At 64.9% G+C, this 21,599-nt stretch carries 19 protein-coding genes and 3 pseudogenes; 10 read left to right on the forward strand and 12 right to left on the reverse strand.

What is annotated here, in order from left to right; all coding sequences use genetic code 11:
- Positions 1 to 74: 74 nt before the first annotated feature.
- Positions 75 to 1,115, forward strand: coding sequence for a helix-turn-helix domain-containing protein (locus JQT59_RS09230; RefSeq protein ID WP_249354299.1), 1,041 nt, complete (start codon positions 75 to 77; stop codon positions 1,113 to 1,115).
- On the opposite strand, the gene JQT59_RS09235 is transcribed toward JQT59_RS09230, so the two are convergent.
- Both JQT59_RS09235 and JQT59_RS09240 read right to left on the reverse strand, forming a co-directional pair.
- Complete coding sequence (locus JQT59_RS09235; protein ID WP_213575868.1) at positions 1,073 to 2,326, reverse strand: acyl-CoA dehydrogenase family protein; 1,254 nt, start codon at positions 2,324 to 2,326, stop codon at positions 1,073 to 1,075. The genes JQT59_RS09230 and JQT59_RS09235 overlap by 43 nt on opposite strands.
- A 622-nt stretch (positions 2,327 to 2,948) precedes the next feature.
- Positions 2,949 to 3,347 carry a hypothetical protein gene (locus JQT59_RS09240; RefSeq protein ID WP_213575869.1) on the reverse strand — a complete coding sequence of 133 codons (399 nt, stop codon included), beginning with the start codon at positions 3,345 to 3,347 and terminating at the stop codon, positions 2,949 to 2,951.
- 929 nt (positions 3,348 to 4,276) lie between these two features.
- Here JQT59_RS09240 and JQT59_RS09250 point away from each other — a divergent pair.
- A pseudogene (locus tag JQT59_RS09250) lies at positions 4,277 to 4,689 on the forward strand (hypothetical protein).
- A 49-nt stretch (positions 4,690 to 4,738) separates the two neighbouring features.
- Here the strand turns inward: JQT59_RS09250 and pdxR are convergent.
- Complete coding sequence (gene pdxR / locus JQT59_RS09255) at positions 4,739 to 6,241, reverse strand: MocR-like pyridoxine biosynthesis transcription factor PdxR (RefSeq protein ID WP_213575870.1); 1,503 nt, start codon at positions 6,239 to 6,241, stop codon at positions 4,739 to 4,741.
- Between the two features lie 186 nt (positions 6,242 to 6,427).
- Here pdxR and JQT59_RS09260 point away from each other — a divergent pair, with 186 nt between their 5' ends.
- The 6 genes from JQT59_RS09260 (at position 6,428) to JQT59_RS09285 (ending at position 12,162) form a co-directional block, all read left to right on the forward strand.
- Positions 6,428 to 6,946 (forward strand): antibiotic biosynthesis monooxygenase family protein, encoded by a 519-nt coding sequence (locus JQT59_RS09260; RefSeq protein WP_213575871.1) that lies wholly within the window; start codon positions 6,428 to 6,430, stop codon positions 6,944 to 6,946.
- A 65-nt stretch (positions 6,947 to 7,011) separates the two neighbouring features.
- Entirely contained in the window at positions 7,012 to 7,845 is an 834-nt protein-coding gene (locus JQT59_RS09265) for a cupin domain-containing protein (protein WP_213575872.1), read from the forward strand.
- A gap of 268 nt (positions 7,846 to 8,113) precedes the next feature.
- Entirely contained in the window at positions 8,114 to 8,608 is a 495-nt protein-coding gene (locus tag JQT59_RS09270) for a hypothetical protein (RefSeq protein ID WP_213575873.1), read from the forward strand.
- A 325-nt stretch (positions 8,609 to 8,933) separates the two neighbouring features.
- Complete coding sequence (locus JQT59_RS09275) at positions 8,934 to 10,430, forward strand: aldehyde dehydrogenase family protein (protein WP_213575874.1); 1,497 nt, start codon at positions 8,934 to 8,936, stop codon at positions 10,428 to 10,430.
- Positions 10,431 to 11,197: 767 nt separating this feature from the next.
- The gene (locus tag JQT59_RS09280; RefSeq protein ID WP_249354300.1) at positions 11,198 to 11,425 is read left to right on the forward strand and encodes a hypothetical protein; all 228 of its coding nucleotides are present in this window, start codon (positions 11,198 to 11,200) and stop codon (positions 11,423 to 11,425) included.
- A 65-nt stretch (positions 11,426 to 11,490) separates the two neighbouring features.
- Complete coding sequence (locus JQT59_RS09285; RefSeq protein ID WP_249354301.1) at positions 11,491 to 12,162, forward strand: DDE-type integrase/transposase/recombinase; 672 nt, start codon at positions 11,491 to 11,493, stop codon at positions 12,160 to 12,162.
- Between the two features lie 64 nt (positions 12,163 to 12,226).
- Here JQT59_RS09285 and JQT59_RS37670 read toward each other — a convergent pair whose 3' ends face one another.
- Positions 12,227 to 12,349, reverse strand: a complete 123-nt coding sequence (locus JQT59_RS37670; RefSeq protein WP_283254101.1) for a hypothetical protein — start codon at positions 12,347 to 12,349, stop codon at positions 12,227 to 12,229.
- A 92-nt stretch (positions 12,350 to 12,441) separates the two neighbouring features.
- Here JQT59_RS37670 and JQT59_RS36815 point away from each other — a divergent pair.
- Positions 12,442 to 12,537, forward strand: a pseudogene (locus JQT59_RS36815) (helix-turn-helix transcriptional regulator); the annotation flags it as partial.
- A gap of 455 nt (positions 12,538 to 12,992) precedes the next feature.
- Here JQT59_RS36815 and JQT59_RS36820 read toward each other — a convergent pair.
- From JQT59_RS36820 to JQT59_RS09320, 7 genes and pseudogenes are all read right to left on the reverse strand, one after another.
- The gene (locus JQT59_RS36820) at positions 12,993 to 13,166 is read right to left on the reverse strand and encodes a hypothetical protein (RefSeq protein WP_249354302.1); all 174 of its coding nucleotides are present in this window, start codon (positions 13,164 to 13,166) and stop codon (positions 12,993 to 12,995) included.
- A gap of 484 nt (positions 13,167 to 13,650) precedes the next feature.
- Positions 13,651 to 14,415 (reverse strand): IclR family transcriptional regulator, encoded by a 765-nt coding sequence (locus JQT59_RS09295; RefSeq protein ID WP_213575875.1) that lies wholly within the window; start codon positions 14,413 to 14,415, stop codon positions 13,651 to 13,653.
- Between the two features lie 56 nt (positions 14,416 to 14,471).
- The gene (locus tag JQT59_RS09300) at positions 14,472 to 15,455 is read right to left on the reverse strand and encodes a cyclase family protein (protein ID WP_249354303.1); all 984 of its coding nucleotides are present in this window, start codon (positions 15,453 to 15,455) and stop codon (positions 14,472 to 14,474) included.
- A gap of 8 nt (positions 15,456 to 15,463) precedes the next feature.
- Positions 15,464 to 15,739 carry a hypothetical protein gene (locus JQT59_RS09305; protein WP_213575877.1) on the reverse strand — a complete coding sequence of 92 codons (276 nt, stop codon included), beginning with the start codon at positions 15,737 to 15,739 and terminating at the stop codon, positions 15,464 to 15,466.
- Positions 15,740 to 15,757: 18 nt separating this feature from the next.
- Positions 15,758 to 17,095, reverse strand: coding sequence for a TRAP transporter large permease subunit (locus tag JQT59_RS09310; RefSeq protein ID WP_213575878.1), 1,338 nt, complete (start codon positions 17,093 to 17,095; stop codon positions 15,758 to 15,760).
- The gene (locus tag JQT59_RS09315; protein WP_213575879.1) at positions 17,092 to 18,453 is read right to left on the reverse strand and encodes an RraA family protein; all 1,362 of its coding nucleotides are present in this window, start codon (positions 18,451 to 18,453) and stop codon (positions 17,092 to 17,094) included. The genes JQT59_RS09310 and JQT59_RS09315 overlap by 4 nt, the downstream gene beginning before the upstream one ends.
- A 1,059-nt stretch (positions 18,454 to 19,512) precedes the next feature.
- Positions 19,513 to 19,731, reverse strand: a pseudogene (locus JQT59_RS09320) (DDE-type integrase/transposase/recombinase); the annotation flags it as partial.
- Positions 19,732 to 20,227: 496 nt separating this feature from the next.
- Between JQT59_RS09320 and JQT59_RS09325 the strand changes: the two are divergent.
- Positions 20,228 to 20,368 carry a hypothetical protein gene (locus JQT59_RS09325; RefSeq protein ID WP_213575880.1) on the forward strand — a complete coding sequence of 47 codons (141 nt, stop codon included), beginning with the start codon at positions 20,228 to 20,230 and terminating at the stop codon, positions 20,366 to 20,368.
- Positions 20,369 to 20,377: 9 nt separating this feature from the next.
- Here JQT59_RS09325 and JQT59_RS09330 read toward each other — a convergent pair whose 3' ends face one another.
- On the reverse strand, positions 20,378 to 21,586 hold the full coding sequence (locus tag JQT59_RS09330) for a CoA transferase (RefSeq protein WP_213575881.1): 1,209 nt from the start codon (positions 21,584 to 21,586) through the stop codon (positions 20,378 to 20,380).
- Positions 21,587 to 21,599 lie beyond the last annotated feature (13 nt).

A 21,599-nucleotide genomic window follows, 5' to 3' on the forward strand; every position in this document is an offset into this window, starting at 1 on the left:
CCGAGCGCGCAGAATCTGATGGCATACGTGCTGGTCCTCGGCACGCTGGTCGCGCTCGGAACAGGAGGGATCCCGTGCCGTACTGGTCCACCGCTGGTCTGAGTGTGCAGGATCAGGCCAGATATTGGGGTGATGTCGTCTGCGAGGCCTTCACGCCGCTCTCCCCGCGGCGCGGACGGGCACATATCGATCACAGTGCCACCGCAGAGGGGATACCGGGGTGGGTGCGGTCGGAACCACTGGCAAGTACCAATGGCGCCGAAATCGCCTCCTGCACTCAGCTCCTGACGCACGGAGCTGCGGAGGTCCGGCGAGCACCGCAGGAGGTGCTCTTCGTCAATTTGCAGTTGTCCGGGACATGCTTCGGCGAGCAGGATGGCCGCCGATGCATCGTCCGTCCGGGCAGCTTCGCCATATTCGACACCACGCGTCCCTACACGCTCGAGTTCCGGGAGCCGTCGAACGAACCCAACTGGCGAGTCTTGTCCTTCCGGATTCCCCGTGATCATTGGCACTCGACAGTTCGTGTCGACGACGCAACCTCGTGCGCCATCGACACGACCGCCGGTCCGGGCCACGTTGTGGGGGCGATGATGTCAGCCCTGTGGAGCGAACAATCGAACATGGATGACATCACGCTGAAGACGCTCGAACGGTCGTTCACCGACGTTCTCACCGCGGCAACCTCGTCCCGGGTTGGTGAATTCGCGACATCCGACGACGAACGACGTGATGCGGCGTTGCGCCGGATTGTGCGGCACTACATTCGCGCCGCCGTCCCCCTCGGACGGGTCAGTGCCGAGGGGGCCGCGCGGGAGGCCGCGATCTCGGTGCGAACCCTGCACCGGCTGTTTCAGGCGGTCGGAACCACGTTCTCGGCGTGTGTCCGAGACGAGCGGCTCCGAGGAGCGATGAGCGACCTCGAGGTGGCACCGGATTCGGTGATGTTGAGTGAGATCGCCACCCGCTGGGGATTTTGCGACAGCTCCCATCTGACCCGCACATTCCAGCGTCATCTCGCGTGCACGCCCACCCAGTACCGGGAAACTCACCGGATCGCGGCCGTGCCGGCTCAGATAGTTGCGATGCCTGCTGAGGACTCCATCGGGTCGTAGTCCGCGCTCTTGAGCAACGCATGCAGCTGGCGGCGCCGCACACCCATGTTGCCTCCGTCGTAGACGGGGAAGCACAGGACGTCCTCCATGATGCCGGCGATCGGGGTCTGGTCGCCGTACGAGTTCACCCCCACCACCCGCATCGCGTCATAGACCACCTGCACGGACAGCTCGGACGCGTACACCTTGACCATGTGGCCGAGTTCTTCGTCCGCGCCATCGGTCTTGTCATAGAGATCGCACGCCTTCCAGGTGAAGTATCTGGCCGCCTCGATCCGAGTCTTGATATCGACGAGCATGTAGCCGACATTCTGGTAGTCGATGATCGGCACCGGACCGGACCGCTTGTCGGTCTTGGCGAACTCGAATGCGTAGTCGAATGCCGCTCGCATCCGCCCCACGCAGGCCGCTCCGATGAGGGACGACGTCCAGTTGAAGGTCTTCCGGGAGATCTCGATTCCGTCCCCCGGAGCGCCGATGAGGTTACGGGCGGGTACGCGAACATCGGTGAACGTGATACGGGGAGAGATGGTCGCCCGGTGGCCCATCGTGTCGATATAGGACTCGACCTTGATACCCGGAGTATCGCCCGGGACGACGATCACCGCTAGCGATTCTTGAGGAGGAAGGGTGAGATCGGTACGACACAGGACGCTGATCAGCGCGGCTCCGGTTCCATCGAATCCGCATCCGTTGGTGGTGAAGTGCTTGTCACCGTTGATGACCCATTCGTCTCCGTCCAGTCGAGCGAAGGTCTGTACACCGGTGGAAGGGTCGCTGGAGTCGAAGTTCGCGCCGCCGGACGTTTCGGTGAAGGCCCACGCCGCGAGGAGCGGTTCGCTCCCGGCGAAGGGCGGCAAGAACTGGGCCTTCTGTTCCGCGGTTCCGAAGTGGATGATCGGCTGGAGTCCCAAACCGGTGCCGAGCAGTGCAGTCGGAACATTGATATCGACGCGCGTGAGTTCCTCTGCAGCTAACGCGAAGTCGAGCGAGGGCATCGCCGTTCCGCCGTACTCCACGGGCACGAGTGCCTTCAAGAAGCCGGCATCCACCATGTCCTGATAGAACGGCTTGATCGCCGCGAACCGGGCCTCGGGGGTCGGCAGAGGAGCTATTACGCCCTCGACGAGACTGAGCCGATCGTCGGCGAACGATCGTGCCGCCTTCTGCAGACCGGCTTGCTCCGGGCTCAGATCAAAGTTGATGGCCATTGCGATCAGATCCTCCGTTGTGAAATGTTACGAACGTGTGAGCCCAAACACACTCGGGCTCGACAACAATGGTGTCCCGTCACCGATCACCACGCTTGGATCCCCGCGCCGACTAGCTTGGATGATTGCGCCAGGCAGCGGCCTGTACTATCCGAACAGGCTCGATGAATTCGTAGGCCAGCAACTCCATGCGGTAACGGCGCGGTCTTCACCGGCACCCGCCCGTAGGCGCCGGGGTGGGATGCGGTCGATACCTTTTGTGCGTGGTTGCAGGCCTGATGAGATCACACCGATCGGTGGGACTGTAGGAGCATCACACGGTTTCGATCGTCTATTCTGGGAGTGTGCCGATACGACGGTCGGCGGCGACGAACTCGAGGCCGACTGCACGCTGCGCACGCCCATTACACAAGACTTCGCCCCGCATACGTGACAACGCACAACGACGACGCAACGAAGTCCCGGATATCGAAGGCCCAGGCGTGTGCCCGAGCCTTCGACACCCGGGGCATCCTGAAGCAGGGAGTCTCATCGACCCGATGCCCAAGACGACGTCGGCACGACGCCCATCGCAACCACTGCGGAAACCCCCCGCACCCCATCTGACGGGACTCTCGTGCGGTTACCTGGCCTTGGACGTGTATGAAGACACGGCACCATGGAAGGTGATCACGAGAAGTCCGATGATTATCAGACAGCCGCCGATGCGTAGTGTCGGTACAGCGGCGACGAAACCACCCCAGCTCAGGGGGCCCTTCAAGGCAAGCGCGGTCAGGACCAGGGCGACGAGCCCTGTCAGCAATTCCGCAACCGACAGAAGCCGCCGCGGAAGTAGCAATGCCGCGACCGAAATGGCAACGGCGAGAATCACCAGCGCCCACCCCAGCCACCCGAAGTACGCAGCTTGAAGTGCCGACGGGCTCTTGGCGGTTGCGGTGGCGAGGTCGGAGAAGCTCAGGTTCGCACCCGGGGTCCCGGTATCGGGTTGAGCCGGGTTGTACATCCATGCTGGTCCAATCATGCTGGCAGCAGTAGGATCACGGCAACGCGACGACTGCTGTTGACCACAGGCACGCAGTGGGGGTGTTCTGCAACCCTGCCGTAGCCCTAGACGCCCTCGACCTGTGTTCAGGCGGGCGGGGTTTCGCTGATAAGGACCCAGAACGCCTTCACGAATTTGTTTTCGATGTCCAGGTGATGGTCACTCCCTCGAAGGGCAGGAGCACCTGGTCAACGAGGAAACCGGCGAGGAGTACGACTTCAAGGCCGACGACATCATTGCGCTGCCGTCGGGTCTGAACGTCACCTGGACCTCGAAGGCCCCGTTCGTGAAGGAGTTTTGGGTCATCACCAACGAGAACCTGCCAGCGTGAACACAGCTCGCTCTTGGTAGTGCCCGGACCGCCACCGGCGCGCTGATCTCACGCTGATCTCGGAGAACAGCGTGAGATCAGGGGTGTCGCTGCCCGTTCGGCGGATGCAAGTCATAACGGGTAGGTGCCGCGGACTCAGTGCTCGTAGCATCTACCCGTTGACGTAAGGAGAGTCGATGAGTGAGCCAGGAATTGCCAGACCTCCACTCCCGGAACGTCGGTCCCGGAACACCGTCATACTGCCGGCGAACCGGAACCTTCCGGGCGACGACCAGGCGATGCTCGCTCTGGCCGTCGAATGGATTCCCCGCGGTGGACCCAAGGAAGACGATATCTGGGCGCGATTCGGGTTCGGCCCCATGCCATTCTGGCATCGAATCTGCTACCTGCTCGCGCGTCCGAATTGGCTGCAACTACTCAATACCGACACCATCACAGAACTTCAAGACCAGGCCATGACCCATTTCAATCCCCCGAGACGATTGACGTCATCCCACCAGACTCGGACTCCTCTGGCATTTGAGGTCGAATCGAATTCACACCGTGCGGAAAAGCCCTGGGTTGATGGGAGAGGACTTTGACCGTCGCGATGGCAGTGGCTACTGCTGTCACATTCGTCTGGCTGGAGATGGTGCTGGTTTCTCGAGGCCCCGTTGAAGTTCCGGGCCCCGACATCACGTTGCGGATCGGGCTGGGGATCGGCCGCCTCGTGTTTCGGGCACTGAACATCGTCGAGTCGATACTGGCGGTGATGCTGGTCATCGCGGTCGTTCTCGGTGAACCGCCCACCGGGATTGTGGTCGCGGCCGTGTTGTCGCAACCCTGAGCGTACAACTCGCGGTGGTATGGCCTCGGCTTACGCGGCGATCCGACCGCGTCCTTTCCGGTGAGGAAGCGCCGCGGTCACACGCGCACTACGCCTACATCGCGCTGGAGGCCACAAAGGTCGACGCGCCCGTGCTGACGGGTGTGTTACTGCTGACCGGATGACGCGGCCGGAGCGGCCGCATTTGTGACGGAGCGAAGCCCACCGTGGCGGTCAGCTCAACCGGGCATTTGGTCTGTAGCTGCGGAGGATTCGCGCCAGGGTTGCCACGCCGTTCCCGATGTCGCGTTCCTTGATTCCGGCGTAACCGAGCAGAAGGGCTGGTGGGAGGTCGGCTTCGATGCAGTGTGTGGAGAGGGGCCAGAGGTGGAGGCGCTGGCGTGCGGCGAGTTCGGCGACGGTCTGGTCGTCGCGGTCTTCGGGGAGCCAGCCGACCAGGTGAAGTCCGCCGCCGGGGTCTTCGATCCGCAAACTGTTACCCAGCTGGCGTTTGGCTTCGGCGACGAGGAGTTGCTGCCGGTTGCCGCAGAGGACGCGCATTCTGCGCAGGTGCCTGGTGAAGTGGCCTGCTTGCATGAAGTCGGCCAGCACCGCCTGGTCGAGCAGGTGGGCGTGCATGTCGGTGCTCAAGTGGGCGGCGGCGAAACCGTCGACGAGCTCGGTCGGGGCGATCAGGTAGCCCAGCCGTAGCCCGGGGAACATGATCTTGCTGAAGGTGCCGACATAGATCACCCGGTGGTGTTTGTCGATGGCCTGCAGGGCGACGAGCGGGCGTCCGCGGTAGCGGAATTCGCTGTCGTAGTCGTCTTCGACGATCCAGGCCCCGGTCTGGGCGGCCCAGTCGAGGAGCGCGAGCCGGCGCTCGAGGGCGAGGGTGACTCCGAGGGGGAACTGGTACGAGGGGGTGAGGACGGCGAGCTTGGCGGTCGGTTCGCGTGCGATACCGGCGGACACGTCGATGCCCTTGCCGTCGACGGGAACGGGCACCAGGCGCGCTCCGGCGGAGATCAGGGCCGCCTTCGCGCCTAGATAGCAGGGGTCCTCGATCCAGGCAGGATCGCCGGGATCGAGCAGGATCCTGCCGCTGAATTCCAGTGCTTGCTGCGATCCGGAGACGATGACGACTTGGTCTGCAGTGCAGCGGATTCCACGTGCCGGTCCGATGTAGGAGGCGATGGCTTCGCGCAATGGGCGGTAGCCGCGTGGGTCGCTGTAGCGCATCAGGTCCGGGGTCGATCGCCGCAACTGTGTGCCGTACATTCGCGCCCACAGTTCGGCGGGGAAGTGATCGAGGGCCGGCAGTCCGATCTGGAAGGCGGTCTCCTCGGCGGGCACGCCGGTGATCTCCGGCAGCGGCATTCTGCGGGTGTCGGCGATCGCCTGGCCGCGGTGCGACAACCTGCCGGAGCCGTCGAAGCCGGAACCGGTCTGTGGAGCGTGGTTGATGGTGAGCAGCTGTTCGGGCAGGACGTTGGCGACGTAGGTGCCCGATCCGGGGCGGCGGTCGAGGTAGCCCTCGGCGTCGAGTTGCTCGAACGCGGCTAGGACCGTGTTGCGAGAGACGCCAACCTCGGCCGCGAGGCGCCGGCTCGCCGGCAGGGGCGATCCGGCTTTCAGTTGGCCGCTGAGGATGCCCGCGCGGAGTTGCTCGTAGAGGCGGCGGTATGCGGGCGCGGGAGAAGCCGGCCCGTCTGGGGTGTTACCGGCAGGTGACAAATCGGTACCTCTAATCCCCTCGGAATTGGATCTGTTGGATCGGTCGGATCAGGTCAACTATAGGAACCACACACACGATCAGTGTGAACGCAATCGCAGAGCGATGTCAGTGCGGGTGCTGGAGTCGACGCCCACAGCCGGGGCACCGGCGAGAACGCACTGCTTCACATAGAGAGGTTCCCCGTCATGGCTATTTACCTGAGCATGCAGCGCGTGCGGTTCTCCAGCCCCGACGCGTACGAGAAGTTCAAGGTGGTCTTCGCCGACACCCGGCACCACCTGATGAAGCTGCCCGGCTTTTTGCACCTGACCTGGTGGGAGCACCCGGACGACCGGATGTGGTTCAACGAATGCAGCTTCTGGGCGAGCAAGGACGCCCTCTACGACTGGCACACCGACACCTACCATAAGCACGCCAAGGCGTGGGCGGCCAACGGCGCCATCATGGAGGACATCATCACCAACTTCGAGTTGGTGGGAACCCGACTGTTGCGAATCTGTCCGTGCTGCAACGAACTTCAGGACAAGGCGTACGAACTCAGTCAGGAGCAGGCCGTCCTGCGTGAACAGTGCCCGAACTGCGGATTCCACTTCCCGTACATGACCGAGCAGGAATCGAGCTTCGGCGTCTTCAAAGACCTCGCGCCCGCGCCCGCCGAGACGAACGGCAAAGAGCCGGCCGCCGCCGCACAGGCGAACGCCTGATCCTCGCCTCTCCGATGTTTCATCCCACCGAACCCACTGGGGCACCCATTGAAAGGGAACATGAAATGACTACATCACTTGTCCGGAAGCTCGAGGTCGGCAGCCGGGGTACGAACCCGGACGAATGGATCCCGTTCGAATGGGTGGAACCGAAGCTCGGACCGCAGATCAAGGGCGAGGTCGCGTTCATTCGGACCGGCAGCACCTCGGGTGCGCAGCAGGCGGGACTGTGGCGCACGGGTAAGGGCATTGCCGGATGTGAGGCGGATGGTTCGTGTCACGTCGACTACTCCGCTCCGGACGCCGACGAGACCGTCGTCATCTTGGAGGGTGAGGTGACGGTGACGGTGAACTCGACCGGCAAGCAGTATCACCTCGAACCGGGTTCGATCATGAGCCACCCGAAGGGCCTCGAGATCACGTGGGAGATCAAGGCACCGTTCTTGAAGAAGTTCTGGGTGCTGTGGGACAGCCCGCAGGAGGCCACCAAGGGCGATGACCTGTATGTCGGCAATATCAGCGACAATCCGGCCGACTGGGAGCCGTACGAGTGGGTTGAGCCCGGACACGGACCGCAGGTCTGCGGTGAACTGTTCGCGCTGCGCTCGACCGGTTCGACCGGCACGCTCATGTGCGGGCTGTGGCGCACCGGCGTCGGGATCGCCGGTTGCGAGCCCGATGGTTCCTCGACCGTTCCGTACACCGCGCCGATCGGCGACGAGACGATGCTGCTGCTCGAGGGGCAGGCGCACCTGGTCAACCAGGAAACCGGTGAGGAGTACGACTTCAAGGCCGGTGACATCATCGCGCTGCCCTCGGGCCTGCCGGTCACCTGGACCTCGAAGGGTCCGTTCGTGAAGAAGTTCTGGGTCATCACCAACGAGAACCTGCCCGCCTGACCGCAGCCCGGACAGCAACAGCTGCCAGCAGAACCTCAGATTCACCGCCCCGTGCCTGCAGATCAGCTTTCGTCCCCATCTGCAGGCACGGGGCACCCTTGCCCCGGCCTGACACGGCCGCCCGCCGTCGAAACGCTTGCTTGCGCGCGGACCGGCCCTCGAGCGGCGAGTCGTGCCGCGCACTTCTGTCGCTGGCGGTCAGGGCCCGAGGCCGGGTGTCGACAACTCCGAGGCAACGTGCCCCCACCACCAATCAAGGACGAGTCTGATGACAACACAAGCCCAAGGAACCAGTCTCCGAACCATTGCGACCTTCGCGCCCACCGCAGCGGTTGCCGCCGCCGCGATCTTTCTGCTGGTCAGCATGGTCGGTCCGGCATGGATGTTCAGCCCCGCCCACCCAGACACCGGAACCCCGGATGCAAATCTGAGCTTTTCCGATCTCGGCGCCGCCACCGCGCAAAGTCCGTCAGCGATCCAAGCTGCGTACTTCGGATGGCTGGGATGGGCGCTGGTGATACTGGTCATCGTGGTCTCGGCTGCCGCGGTACTACTCCCGCGGCGACTGTTGTCGGCGGCGGAACTGCTGACAGGCATTGCCGCCCTCCTCATCACCGCTCTGGCACTGAAGGGGCCGCTGAGCTGGGGCGGCTTCGTGCAGGCTGTGCCGACACTCCGAATCGGTGGCTACCTGATGATCGTCGGACTTCTCGTGGTCATCATCCATGGTGCTGTCTCGGACTATGTGTCCAGGGCCAGTTAACAACTCGCCGCAACAGCGACCGGCAAACCCCAGCGCAACCAGCACGCGATGCCGACGTCGAGCACTCACCGCACTGTCTTCCGCAATGCGACTCATACGCGCATCCGCCGAGTCAACCACTGCCGGCAACGGCCATCGAGGACCGTCTACAAATTACACAGTCGACGGCCCCTCGCCGGCCATACGCTCCTAGCAGCCGAATAGAGACCAGCGGCACGGCGAAGGACGGAACATGCAGCGACAGAGGCACATCCAACCAACCCGCGCCCCGCGACCGGCACACCGGCCACGCACCGGGCCGACAACCCCTTTTGAGGAGTACGACATGACCACCACTGCAGCAGCGCCCTCACCCGAGGTAGCTGCATTCCTGAAAAACCCGATCCAGCACCTGGTCGGAGGAGAGAATGTGTCCTCGGCATCAGGGGAAGCGTTCGCGACGTTCAACCCCTCCAACGGCAACACCCTGGCGCAGATCGCTCTCGGGTCGGGCGAGGACGTCGACCGGGCCGTATCCGCAGCCCGCAAGGCCCTCGACGGGCCGTGGAGCAGGCTGAGCCCCTCGGCCCGCAGCAAGATCATCTGGCGAGTCGGCGATCTCATGGAGAGCCGGCTCGAGGAATTCGCTTTACTCGACGCACTCGACAGCGGCAAGCCCCTGGCCTACGCGCAACTGGTCGACGTGCCGCTCGCCGTCGACTGGTTCCGCTACATGGCCGGGTGGCCCACCAAACTCGAGGGCACCACGATTCCGGTCTCGGCGGTGGCGACCCCCGGTGACTACTTCGCCTACACCGTCCGAGAGCCCGTCGGTGTGGTCGGCGCGGTCATCGCCTGGAACTTCCCGATCCTGCTCGCCGCTTGGAAGCTGGCTCCCGCGCTCGCCGCCGGCAACACCGTCATCCTCAAACCAGCGGAACAGACCCCACTGAGCGCCGCGCTCCTCGGAGAGGTGCTGCGTGAGGCCGGCGTGCCCGACGGTGTGGTCAACATCGTGCACGGAGACGGGGAACAGGTCGGCGCTGCCCTGGCCGCACATCCCGGCGTCGACAAAATCTCGTTCACCGGATCGACCGAGGTCGGACGGCACATCGTCGGCGCCGCCCGGGGCAATCTGAAGAAGGTAACCCTTGAACTCGGCGGCAAGTCCCCGAACGTCGTCTTCGCCGACGCGGATATCGATGCAGCCATCGCCGGAGCCGCGAACGCGATCTTCTTCAACCAGGGCGAAGCCTGCGAGGCTGGGTCGCGACTGTTCGTCGAGTCGAAGGTGTACGACCGCGTCGTGACCGGCATCGCAGAGATCGCCGCGAATCTCAAAGTAGGCGACAGCCTGGCACCGGACACTCAGATCGGCCCCCTGGTCTCTCAGAAGCAACTCGACACGGTTCTCGGTTACCTCGACAGCGGCCGCGCCGAGGGCGCGACCGCAGTGGCCGGCGGCGGACGCAAGGGCGACGTCGGCTACTTCGTCGAACCGACCGTCCTCATCGACACCAAGCCCACGATGCGTGTGGTCAAGGAAGAGATCTTCGGACCCGTCGTGACGGTAGCGCCGTTCGACGACACCGATGAGCTCCTCCGAACCGCGAACGATACCGAATATGGTCTCGCCGCCGCGGTCTGGACCTCGAACCTCGCGAAAGCGCATAACGTCGCAGCCCGGTTCAAGGCCGGAACCGTGTGGATCAACAGCTACCACATTCTCGACCCGGCCCTGCCGTTCGGCGGCTACAAGCAGTCCGGATGGGGGCGTGAACACGGCTCCTCCGCGTTCGACGCGTACACCGAAACGAAGACCGTGATCCTCAACAAGGGATAACACCCCCAGAAGAAATGAGGGGGGCGCGGGCGGACCGCCGCCCGCGACCTCCCCGCCCCACACTCCGAGGTGCCCATGCATCCACCAGAAGTCACCGGACCCAACCCCCTCCAATGCCTGCAACAGGCGACTCCCACGCGGTCCTCGAGAAGCACCCGCCCGGACGAAGACCAGCTGCTTGTGGCCCTCGCCGTCGAATGGCTCCCCTACGGAGGCCCTCCAGCAGACCAAATCTGGGAACGATTCGGGATCAGCGCCGAGCACTACTGGCACCGACTCTGCTATCTTCTCACCCTCCGCAGATGGCTCCGCCTCCTCGACGCGCCCACCATCGCCAGGATACGAACACACGCGATGGCCCAATTCAATCCTTCGAGACCACAGCACACGCCGCCGCGTACTCAGCCAACGCAGTAGTCGAGGCTTCGACGCCATCTCGCCGAAGACAGAAAGGTTGGACCGGAGACGGTGAACGTTCATTGCCAGGATGGTCGTGAGACACATCTGGGCCAGGACGTGGGGAAACGAGACGGCATGATCGATATTGAGATCGGACGCACCCCGACCGGTGGGAGGCAATTCCCGATTCCTTTCGGCTCGAGTTCGTCCACCGGTGGGATGCCGCCACCGACCGCGGTGCCAAAACCAGGCTGCTGCGCGAGCACAACCTCACACAGGCCACCGTCAGGCGTTGGCTGCACAGTCGCGACGAGGGAGAATTCACGGGACTGACATCGGTCACCCGAGAAGAGAGGTCGCTGCGCCGAATGGAGAACGCCGACCGCGCCGAACTGGCACGCCTACGCAAGGAGAATGCGGCACTCAAACACAAGGTCGCCCAGAGCGAGGCCGTGCAGGAAATTCTGGGAAAAGCCTACGAGCTCTTGGAGGGGATTACCACGAGCTCGACGACCGACGACGAACCCGAGATCCCGCCGGCGTTGCTGAGCGCCACCGAGTACGCGAACTGGCTCGAACGCAACAAACTGCACTGACCGGGTTCGTCGACGAGCTCACCGCCACCGGGATCGGGGTCCGCGCAGCGTGTGGGCTGGTCGGGGTGCCCCGCTCGACGTACTACCGCCTCACCCACCACTACAGGCACTACCAGCCGGTCACCGACCCGATACCGCAGAAGAACCGACAGCAACCGGCAGCCCTGACCGCCGCCGAACGCGCCGCCATCGTCAGCGCCCTCGAATCCGACGAGTACGCAGAACTCTCTGTGGTGCAGACGTATTGGCGAGCGTTCGACGCGGGACTGGTCTGCTGCTCCGAACGTACCTTCTACCGGGTCGCCGCCGAACAGAACATGGTCGGCGATCGCCGACGCAGAAAGCACGGCGGCGGCTCGACTCCTCGGCACAAGCCGATCGTGCACTGCGGACGGGTCGGGGAATTGTGGTCGTGGGATATCACCGAATTACGCGGACCCAGAACACAGGACCGCTACAAACTGTATCTGGTGATCGACGTATTCTCCCGGTATCCGGTGGCCTGGAGAATCGAGTACACCGTGAACACCCAACGGGCCGTGGACATGTTCGCCCTGGCCATCGACGAACACGGAGCGCCCGCGGTGGTGCACGCCGACAACGGTGCGATCATGCGCGCCCACGCGCTCGTCGACGCGCTCGCCGACAACGGTGTGCTCGCCTCGTATGCGCGACCACGGGTCAGTGACGACAACCCGTTCTCGGAGTCTTTGTTCAAACGATCAAATACGACCTGAGTTGTCCGACCCTGTTCGAGAGCATCGACCATGCCCGCGACTGGACCGCACAGTTCCTCCACCGCTACGCCACCGAGCACCGCCACAGCGGACTCGGCCGCCACACACCAGCGGCCATCCATGCCGACACCGCCACCTCGTCCGACAACGCCGCCAGCAGGCCCTCGACCGCTACTGGTCGAAACACCCCGAACGATTCCGAAGCAAACCAACCGCACCAGCCCTCCCCGGACCGACCGGGATCAACACCAACGTGTCTCAGACAGGTTGACAACTTCCGTGAAGAGCTACCTGCGCAGTGCGATGAGCAAGCTCGACGTGCGATCCCGGTACGAGGCTGTTGTCGCCGCTCGAAAACTCAGCCTTCTGCCGTGAAACGCCTGACCGGGAGCGGCCCCTGGAATACCGCCCACTCGTCCGCTGTTGAAGAGCCTGAAGGTGGCGCTCATACCCCGGGTACTACACCAGAAAAGTCGCTGCGAGCGACCACTTGCCGAGAGGCGATATGGCGTCACTGTCACCCCCGAGCCGGGTAAGACCAACAGTGCGTAGGATTCCCAGGCGTAGGGGATGAGGAGCCGCTGACGCCGGGGAAGGGGTCGGCGGCTTTCCTCTGGCCGTTCTGCAGATCCTCCACACGAACCGGTTGAAAATCGACGTCGAAGCGCCGGTCCCTTCAGAGAGGGATGCCGCAGCCCACCCGCCGTGTGAGCCCTGTAGGCGACGTCCACGACCAGCCGAGGAGTCGGCCACTGAGCCTCAGGGACGGTCTCTGCGGCCGCTGACGGGTCCGGGAGAGGGCTGCTAGGACGTTCCAGCGGCCGGAAGTGCTAACGGGGCTGTCGGCGCATCGGCACCGTGAGTCCGGAGGAAACGGAACCGACCTGGACCAACCGTCCTTCGGCGTCATACGCTCCGAGGATCAGCGCGGCGACCGATCGGCTCGAGCCGACGAAGCCGATCACCAAAACGAACTGCGAGTACGGATTGCGTGTTTGATCCAAGATCGACTCCGCTGGCCCGGAAGGTAAATCGAGGCTGACCTTTGGCCAAAAATCCATTACATGCCGGGCTTTTCGCTGGATTATACTGTATGCCAGCATATTTAGCGTGTACGGGTGCCCTGCCCGCACACGTCTCCCTACCTCAACGCGACTTTGACGCCATCGCTGAAACCAGAGTCGCGCAACTCCGGATGGTCGGGCACGGCACCACTGAGTTCATGCATGAGGGAACCTGACACAGACTCCCGGGATTCAACGTCTCGTAGTAGCTGTCCCACGTGAGGCTCACGCTCGGAGCAAACTCGCGGCCCTGCACGTCTACGAGGTCATTAGCCGGCGCAGGAGGCGCCACCGGCTCTGCCGGTGCCGGTGGCGCAACGGCCGACAGGCTAGCGCTCGAGTTGCTCGTGCCTGCTTTGTCATCACCGCTAATTTGGGGTAGCCCTTCGAAACAGGAATCGTCGGCCGGAAGTGAATTTTCCTGCTAGCCGGCGACGGGTACCCGTGTGCCGAGAGTGGTTGCGGCGCGGCGTACTTCGGGGATCAGGTGGTCGATCTGGGTGTCGGTGAGTGTGTCGGTGGGTCCGGTGATGCCGAGAACGGCGACGAGGGTGCCGTCGGAGGCGCGGACGGGGGCGGTGACGGAGGCGATGCCGTAGAGGCGTTCGCTGACGGACACGGCGAAGCCGTCGCTGCGGATCTTGTCGAGTTGGGCGAACAGTTCCGCTTTGGACATGGTCGCACCGCTGGCCAATGCCATGTCGCCGATACCGCTGAGGATCTCGTCGACCTCCGCGGTGTCGAGATGAGCGAGGATCGTCTTCCCGGCGCCGCCCAGGTAGAGCGGCAGGCGCTCACCGACGGGGAGGACGTAGTTGAGCGGATGGTCGCTTTCCACTCGGGCGATGAGCACTCGGGAGGACTCGACCTTCACGTACATCGACGCGGTGAATCCCGTACTCGCGGCGAGCTGCTGCAGCATGGGCTGGGCAAGGACGCTGAGCGGGTTGGTGACCATGAACGCGTGCGCGACCGCGAGCGCAGCGGGCCCGGCACTGTAGGTGTCGCCGATGCGGGCGGCGTACCCGCGTTCGAGGAGCACGCCGAGGATCCGTTGCACAGTCGCGACGTGCAGTGAGGCGTGGCGGGCGACTTCGCTGAGCCGCAGGGGCTGCTTGGCCTCCTGGAGGACACCGAGCACGTCGAACGCGCGGTCCAGTGATCGCATGTTGTTGGTCGGCGCCGCCATGTTTCCTCCTCGATTCACCTACTTTCGATGAAACTTATCATTGTGCGATAAACCTGTCAGCGGATGGCGGTCGCGTTGCAGGGCGAACCGACGCCGCCGACGAAGTTGAGCGGTTTGACGGTGACCAGGGCGTCCCAGGTGTGGGTGCGTCGGCTGTCCTCGGCGAGGCCTGTGAGGTTCCACAGTTCGCCGAGGGGGACGCCGAGTTTGCCGATCAGTTCCTGGTGCATCATGCCGGCGTCCTCAGGGGCGGACTCCGTGAACGGGCTGTCGGGGAGGACGGGGAGTACTTCGACGGCGAAGGTGTCGGTACCGAAGAGCGCGATCTTGTGGTTCCACAACCAGCGTGCCAATTCACGTGTTTGCGCGAAGCCGGTGGCGCGGCGGCCGGCTCGGACCTCGTTGCGTTGGTCGTCGGTGGCGGTGAGGTACCAGTGCGCCCAGCCGGTGTGGACGAGAATCAGGTCACCGCGTCGGATCTGACAGCCCTGGCGCTGCGCGGCGGCGTCCAGATCGGCGGGGTCGAGCGCCGGACCCTGGGCATGGTCGAGTGGGTGCCCGCGTTCGGCGTGGAGCGCTTCGAGGTCGAGGAGCAAGCCGCGGCCGACGATCGGGTCCTGGGACCAGGACTGGATCCCGAGAGCGGGACTTCCTTCGGTGATCTGGTCGTCGGGCACGCCGCCATAGAAGCCGTGTCCGGACACCCGCCGGTGGCGGAGTCCGTCGAGGTGACTGCTGGCTTGCAGGTAGAAGCCGTCGAGGAGGTCGTCGCGGGATTCGGCGTGCGCGGAGACGATGGTGTGCTTCGGCGCCGTGCGGGAGCGGGCCATCGGTGGGTCGAACGCCCCGAGCGGGTAGTCGAGGGCGAACACCGCACCCCTGGTGACCCGGGTGGCGGCGTCGCGGACCTGCTCGGGACCGGCGAAGTTCGCCGTCCCCCGGTCCCGGTTGTCGAAGACTCCCCAGCTCGCCCCTGCCGGGGCGCCGTCGGTGCGGGCGCACAGGTCGGCGTAGGTGGAGTCGGCACCGATCGTGCTCATGGGCCCGCTCATCCGACGTGTTCGGCGGTGCGGGCGGGAGAGTCCTCGTTTCCGAGGGCGTCCTCCTCTCCGTCGTGGTGGAAGTACGACAGGACGAAGGCGAGCAGTCCGGCGATGCCTGCGGCACCGTAGGCGTAGGGGGCGAGTAGTTCCTCGACGTGGGTGACGACGACGCCGTCGCCGAGGATCAGTCCGACGGTTTGGCCGAGCACGATCGCCAGTCCGCCGAGCAGGAACGCGACGACGCTGATGCGGAAGAGGGTGGAGAAGCTTTTCTGGAACATGACGTGTCCTGTCGCGGTTTAGACGGGGAGGAGGCCCAGGGCGATCAGTACCCCGATGCCGAGGATGGGAATGCAGTAGTACTTCAGGAGTGGCATGAAGATCTTCGACGGGTCGATCCGGGCGATGCCGGACGCGACGTAGATGGGGGCGCCCGAGGGTGGGGAGGCGCCCTCGGTGGACGCGAAGACCAGGACGGCGGCCGCGGCGACGGGGGCGGCGATACCGGTGCCGACCAGGGCGGCGACGGCGACGGGGCCGACCGAGGCCATGGTGGCAGAGGCGGTCAGCGGGATCGCGATGACGACGATGATGATCCCGACGAGGATCGCCATCAGCCAGGACGGTGCACTGAGGCTTTCGAGCATCGCGGTCAGCTGCTGAGGCAGTTTCAGCTTCGCGAGCACCGCCGAGGCGGAGAACGCGGCAACGATGGTGATACCGATGACGCCGAATTGGGGGGCGGCGTCGCCGAGGACTTTCCACCAGCCCGTGCTGGTCTTGGGCAGGTGCCGGCGCCCGAGGAAGAGCACCAGCAGGATCATCAGGACGGGGATCCAGGTGATCAGGCTCAGGGCACTCGACATCACCAGGTCGGTGTAGTGCGCGATGGGTGCGGCGATCGGCCCGCGGGTGAGTAGTAGCGGGATAAGGATCGGGACGAACAGCAACAGCGAGGTCCACCCGACCCGCAGGCTCCGCTTGACCGGAATCCGGTCCTCCGGGGCGATCGGCTGCAAGCCGTTCTTGCGGACCAGGTAGTAGCTCAGCACCAGCCGGTAGCCGAGGCACCACAGGCCGGCGATGGCGAGCGGGACGATGATGTCGTCCGCTGCCATCATCCCGGTGACGGTGCTGGACCCGACCAGGATGAACATGGTCGCACTGAACGGGAACGTCACGCCCATGCCCGCGCAGCCGGCGACCACTGTCGCGGACAGTTCGCCGCTCACGCCGGAGCGTTTCATCCACGGCACGGTGACCGAGCCGACCGCCGCGGTGACCGAGGCACCGACATGCGCGATGGCACCGAACATGCCGCCGGCGACGGTGGACGTGTAGATCGGGCCGCCGCGCAGGCGGCCGAGGAACGAGTTGAGGATGTCGATGAGCCGGTCCAGCACCGGGGTCTTCGCGAGGATGAAGCTCATGAAGATGAACGCCAGCCCGGCGAACGTCACTTCCTCCTGCATCGAATTGACGAAGCCCTCCCACATGTACTTCGGGGCGTCACGGCCGGCGAAGGCCCCGACGACGACGAACCCGACGATCATCGCCTCACCGATGTTGCGTTTGAGCACCGCATTCCAGAAGACGATCGACGCGATGAACGCCAGCAACGCCCAGATGGCAATCATGCCGGGACCTTCCGGGCGGCGATGATCGCGGCGCGACGCTGTGCCTCGTCGGCTTCGACCGCCCGGCCACCGGCCAGGCTGGTGAACGCTTCGGCCGCCGGGATGATGATGACGCCGTCGTCGTCCGCGACGACCAGATCGCCGGGGGCGCAGACGACACCGCCGACCGCGACCGGGACGTCGATCTTGCCGGGGCCGTCCTTGTAGGGGCCGGACGGGTTCACCGCGCGGGCCCACACACCGAATCCGATCTCCTGCAGGACATCGATGTCGCGGGCGGCGCCGTCGATGATCATGCCGACGCAGCCCCGGGAGCGGGCGCGTTCGGCGATCAACTCACCCATCAAGGCCCGGTTCTGGTCGCCCTGTCCGTTGATGACGATCACCTCACCAGGTTGCACCTTCGCCAGCGCCTCGTGCAGCGCTTTGTTGTCGCCGGCCCGGGTCCACACCGTGCGGGCACGGCCGACGATCCGTGCACCCTTCCACATGGCGTGGATACCCGAATCGACCATGCCCATGCGCTGGCGGGCGTCACCGATGTTGGCGACCGGGAGCCCGGCGTAGGCCTCGAGCAACTCGTCGGTGGCGCGCCCATTCGCATCGGCGAGGGTGCGGTGCACCTCGGCCGTCGCGGACGCGAGTACCGGGCGGACGCCAAGGGTGTCGAGGAGCTCGACCGAGGCGGCCGCCTCCACCGAGCGTCGGGCGGCGTGCTTGCGGGTGCCGTCCCGCAGCCGGTCGAGGGCCGAGAAGCTGCCGGACAGCTCACCGGCGATCTGCGCACGCACCCACTGCTCGGCGTCGGCAGCGATCCCGGCATCGACCGATTCGACGATCAACGCGCCGAGGCCCTTCATGAACGCGCTGCGCAGCAGCTTGCGGTTCGACGCGTCCCCGGGCGCACCGGAGATGTCCTCGACCGTGGCACCGAGCGCCTCGAAATACGCGGCTGCCGCGGTCGATCCGTCGCCACTGATCACCAGGGCGGTACGCGCCCCGTGGGCGGGGACGGACCCGACCACCGCGACATCGGCGAACGCAGCGCCGGCCGCGCCGACGACGTCGGCGGCCTGTGCCTTGATCTCGGCCGGCGCGGCATTCATGTCCGCATAGCAAATGCCGGCCGACAGATGCGGTGCGGCATCGGTCGCCGCCCGCACCGCCACCTTCGCGCTGGTCAGACTCAGCACCAGGTCCGCACCCCGCACGGTGTCGGCGACGTCGTCGAAGCGCAGCACTCCCGCGGGGGTGGCGGTGTCGGCCGGGTCGAACCCGGTCACCTCCCAGCCCTTCGCGAGGAATCCCGATGAGTAGAGACTTCCGGCTTCACCCAAGCCGAGGATCGCAACCTTCATAATTTCCTCTCATAAGGTGATAACTTCTATCACATGATGCAGTAATGGTGGTCACACTGCATCGCAGTTGTCAAGGCGTCGAGAGTTGAGAGGGGTCGATCGCGATAGTGGCCACCGCACGCGCGGACAGCGAAGAACGCCGCGCGTTTTTGGCACCGGGCTGTGCAGGTTCACGACTCCGTCGAGTGGTGAGGACGTCCTCGATTTGGCGCGGCAGAAGGCGAGGGTTGACCGAATCCCGTTTTGCGAGAGCAGAGTTCGACCGCAGGGAACCGGTATCCGGAACAAGTCGTCCAAAGACTCAGCTCCGCGCGGCTCTCGCAAGCGGATCCGCTAACGGGATATCAACTAGACGGCGGATTCCGGCAGGTTCATGAGAATCAGGCACCGACACGACTATGAGAACGCGCAGGTCGGATACGGAGAAGTGACATCGAGCAGTGGAAACTACAGTCCGAGTGGCTGGCATGTGCGTCACTTCGATCAGAGGGTGTCCTGTGACAGTCGATCGTCCTTTTGTCAGTGAATCTTGCGCGTTCTCGTGCCTCTGCCCCGTACAGTTTGCTCGGTCTGTTTTTGCTGGGGAGTGGGGGTGGGTTCGTGGGCTGTGGTGTCGTGACGCTTGTGGGGTGCCCTTGGGGACCAGGTCGGTTGCCCCGCGGCGCGGCGGCGGTCACGCACCACCTCGGCGGTCTCTACGCGGACATCGATCATGCCGACTGGGACACCCCACCCTGCTGACCTGCCGCGCGAGGTCTGGGAGCTGCTACTCATCAAACACCGCACCTCAGTCGGGCCACACACGAACCTGCCCGACGAACTGAAAAACAGGTCGCCGCACAACCCACCGATCTGAGGAGACTCCGCAGATCAGGACCATGAACGATCCATGGTCTTTGTCAGTGTGCAGCGACCTGTTGCTCGTCGCGGAAGCCACCATAAACCGCCCCACCGACAACACCGCGGGGCAACAGTAATCGCGACCTCGGATGGGTCGCCGTGAGCAGTTCGGGCTCTGCCGGCAGCTCGTAGGCCAGCGTGGCCGCCTCGGGGGTTCAGTCCGACCCGTCCTCGATTCGGTCGGATCCCATGCCGGCGGCAACATCAACGAATTCCGCTGCGGCGTACTGCGACGCGGTCGCTGTGGAATACGATCCCACGGACGTCACCACCGCGGGTGCGCACCGCCATCTCGATCGCGTCCGTGACGAGCTCGGTACGCATATGGTCGGCGATGGACCACCCCACCACCCGACGTGAACAGATGTCGATCACCGTATTAGTTACGTGGAATCACGCCGGGGGTCGTTGTTCGTCCCGCGGTGTCATCACGAGCTGAGGGGCCCTGTTGACTGCGTCGATGATCTTGGAGGAGACGTGGCCGGTCCTGTGCCGGCACGAGCGGGCGGCCGAGTGGTTGCGGATCTGGACCGATCTGGGGCATGCGCCTCGCACGATCGACGCGTATGCGCGCGGCCTGGCCGAGTATCTGCTGGTCTGTGAGCGCGAGGGCGTCGATCCTGTTACCGCCACCCGGGCCCAAATCGCCTTGTTTGTAAGGGAGTTGCGGACTCGCCCGCCACCACGGTGGCCGCCCAACCGTCGGTCCCCGGTTCGAGGTGGCCGGGAAAGGCGGCACCGCTGTCGGTGACCGGGTACATCGACGGACGGCAATTGCGACTGCGGGCACCCCTGCACCGAATTCAACTGGGCCGACCGAAAACCACGCTGGGAGTACATCGTCAGCGACATCGCTCCGTCCTACCAACGGCTGGTGGAGACGCGTGCCGGAGAGATGCACGCGATTCTCGCGATGCCGTTCCGGGGCTTCGTCGACACTCAACGCGTCGTCCGTCGTATCCCCGACCTCGTGCGTGATCTCAGCACCGGCTGGGAGTTGGTGGAGGCGCAGTAGTTCTTTCGGTCAGCCTGCGACGACGCCGCGCTCGTGTAGCGCGGCGATGTCGGATTCCGGCGTGCCGAGCCAGTCCCTCAGGACCTGTGCGGTGTCTTCTCCCACCGCGGATGCCGGTGCGACGGTGGCGTGGTGGCCGTCGAACGACGCGGGATGCCCGGACGCGAGGTAGGTGCCGATGCGCGGCTGATCGAGGGGAGTGAACATCGGGTTCTTCTCGAGCTCCCCGGACTTCACCACTTCCTCGAAGGTGCGGTAGCGCTCGGCGAGCACGGACGTCTTCGAGAGTGCCTCGGCCACTTCGGTTGCGGTGTGTTCACGGAACCAGCGGGCGAACAGGGCTGTGAGGACGTCGCGGTGGGTGAAGCGATCGGTTTCGCGTGCGAAGTCCACGTCGAGTGCGGTGGCGAGTGCCTCCACCGCGGCCGTGGTTCCGGTAACGGCGACAAGGTCACGGAAGTGACGTGGGGTGAGGGCGACGATCATGAACCGTTCGCCGTCGCTGGTGGTGAAATCCGTTCCGTAGGTGCCGTAGACGGAGTTTCCGGTCGCCGACCTGCCGGTGCCGTTGATCTGGACTTCGGTGAGGTAGCCGAGCGTGCCGGCGGTGGCGAGCGCGACGTCCTCGAGCGGCAGGCGGATGTGGGTGCCCTCACCGGTGGCGTCGCGGTGCCGGACGGCGGCGGCGACGGCCAGCGCGGCGTACAGCCCACACACCACGTCCCACGCGGGTAGGACGTGGTTGACGACACCGGCATGATCGGTGGGACCGGTGATGGACGGGAAACCGAGTCCTGCATTGACGGTGTAGTCGACGGCGGGGGAACCGTCGGTGCCACCGAGAACTTCGAGAGTGATGACGTCGGAGCGCAGGGCGCTGAGCGCGTCGTGGGCGAGCCAGTCACGGCCACCGGCGTTGGTGACGAGGATTCCGCCACCCGCACCGGGGACCGTGACCAGTTGCTGCACCAGTTCCTGCCCCTCGGGGCTGCGCATGTCGACGGCCACGGACCGCTTACCGCGGTTGAGACCGGTCCAGTAGATGCTCTCACCGTCCGCGGTGACCGGCCAGCGCTTGTAGCAGGCGGAGCCGCCGATGGGGTCGACCCGGATCACCTCGGCCCCCAGCTGAGACAGCGTCAGCCCGCACAGCGGGGACGCGATGAAGCTGGAGACCTCGACGATCCGGAGTCCGGCAAGGGGAGTGTGGGCAGTCACGAGGGAAGCTCCT

The sequence above is a fragment of the Rhodococcus sp. USK13 genome (genome assembly GCF_018343855.1).
Taxonomy (GTDB): Bacteria; Actinomycetota; Actinomycetes; order Mycobacteriales; family Mycobacteriaceae; genus Rhodococcus_F; species Rhodococcus_F oxybenzonivorans.